The organism is Streptomyces hirsutus, assembly GCF_001418415.1.
Classification (GTDB): Bacteria; Actinomycetota; Actinomycetes; order Streptomycetales; family Streptomycetaceae; genus Streptomyces; species Streptomyces hirsutus.
In genome coordinates this window covers 1-1,921 of the sequence record NZ_LIQT01000695.1, presented here as the reverse complement: position 1 = coordinate 1,921, position 1,921 = coordinate 1, and the positions used below count along the sequence as shown (strand labels likewise).

At 71.0% G+C, this 1,921-nt stretch carries 2 pseudogenes; one reads left to right on the top strand and one right to left on the bottom strand.

Annotated elements, in window-relative coordinates:
- Window positions 1–8: 8 nt before the first annotated feature.
- Window positions 9–188, top strand: a pseudogene (locus tag AOK11_RS45955) (EAL domain-containing protein); the annotation flags it as partial.
- Here AOK11_RS45955 and AOK11_RS37530 read toward each other — a convergent pair.
- Window positions 131–1,513, bottom strand: a pseudogene (locus AOK11_RS37530) (putative bifunctional diguanylate cyclase/phosphodiesterase); the annotation flags it as partial. The pseudogenes AOK11_RS45955 and AOK11_RS37530 sit on opposite strands and share 58 nt — an antisense overlap.
- Window positions 1,514–1,921 lie beyond the last annotated feature (408 nt).

The following is a 1,921-nucleotide window of genomic DNA, read 5'->3' as shown; positions in this document are numbered from 1 at the left end:
TGGTCGGCATGGAGGACGACCGGGTGCACGGGGTGGAGGCCCTGGTCCGCTGGAACCATCCGCAGTTCGGCACGCTGACGCCGAATCGGTTCATCTCCATCGCCGAGGAGGACGGCTCGATCGTCAAGCTCGGCCGCTGGGTGCTGCGCACCGCCTGCCGGCAGGCCCGCAGCTGGCAGGCGGTGCGCAGCACCCAGCGGCCGAGCTTGACGATCGAGCCGTCCTCCTCGGCGATGGAGATGAACCGATTCGGCGTCAGCGTGCCGAACTGCGGATGGTTCCAGCGGACCAGGGCCTCCACCCCGTGCACCCGGTCGTCCTCCATGCCGACCAGCGGCTGGTACTCCAGCGCGAACTCGCCCCGTTCGACGGCGGGGCGGAGCGCGGAGGCGAGGGCCTGGCGGGTCATGCGGTGCGCGTTGCGCTCCGGGTCGAACAGCGTCCAGCGGGACTTGCCGTCGGCCTTCGCCCAGTAGAGGGTCGTGTCGGCGGCCTGCATCAGCGCGGTGGGCGTGGTCCCGGCCGCGTGCCGTTCGACCACGCCGATGGACGCCGACACCGACAGCCGCTGGCCGGCCACGTCGAAGGGGTCCTGGATCGCGGCGAGCACCGACTCGGCGAGGTCGGCGAGCTGTTCGGTGCCCGTGGAGTCCTCCACCAGCAGCGCGAACTCGTCGCCGCCGAGCCGGGCCACCAGCGGGGTGCCGGTCCTGGCCCGGCCCGCCTCCTCGGCGCACAGCAGCAGCCGTTCGGCGACGGCGGCCAGCAGCCGGTCGCCGACGCGGTGGCCCAGGGCGTCGTTGATGGCCTTGAAGCCGTCGAGGTCCAGGGAGCAGAGCCCGATCCGGCCGGTGCCGCTCTGCTGGTACGACTCGGCCTCCAGGGCGGCCGTCAGCCGTTCGAAGAACAGGGTGCGGTTGGGCAGCCGGGTCACCGGGTCGTGCATCTGCAAGTGCCTGAGCCGGGCCTGGAGTTCATGGCGGGCGCTGACGTCGGTGACCGAGAGCAGCACGCCGTGCGGATCGTGTCCGCCGTGCGGGTCGTGCCCGTCGTACGCGTCGTGCGGTTCGTGTGCGTCGTACTCGCCGTGGGCGGCACCGTCGTCGGGGGGGAGCGGGGCGACCGACACCTGCGCCCACAGGGAGTGCCCCTCGGGGTGCTTGAGCCGGCGCGTGCAGCGCAGCCGGCCCTGCCGGCCGCTCAGCAGGTCGCGGTAGGCGTGCCAGGCGCGGGCGTCGGAGGAGAGGTCCACCAGGTCGGCGGCGACCGCGCCGACCAGGGTGTCCGGGGCGCGGCCCAGCAGGTCGGCGAGCGTGCCGTTGGCGCTGATCACCCTGCCGTCACGGCCGACCACGGCCATGCCGAGCGGAGCGGCCGCGAAGACCGAGCGGTACGACGGGGGCGGAGGGAGGTCGGCACGCCCGGTACGGGGCGGGGCAGTGATCTCACTCTCCGTGATGGTCGGCCGGTTGGGATCTGCTGCGGGCGTCGGCCCTTGGGACGTTCCGCTCACCGCTCGCTCCCGCCGTGCACTCGATCGCCGTCCGTGCCGGAAAGCCTCAGGAATGTCTCAGGAAAGTGTGCCGATCATAGAGGTCTCCCTGAAGCCCTTCCAGTCACTGTCCAGTGTCCAGGACGGTCCCGCATCTCTGCCAGATCGTTTCTGCTCGGAGGTGGGCGGCTTCTTCAGGCCTCCGACCAGTTGTGACGTTCCGTGAGTGGTTCGGAGTGTCACTCGTGAACGAACTGGGCGGACCCTCACCCGTCCGGTGTAGATAAACAGTGCGTATTACTGCAAATCGCCACAGTCTGGGTGCGGTGTCCCGTGAACCGCTTCCCGGAGGTCTCCGTGCCGCGTCAGTTCCCCTTGAGAGAACTCGGCCGTGAGGTTCTGAGGGGGTTGGGCCGTCCGGGGGTGGCG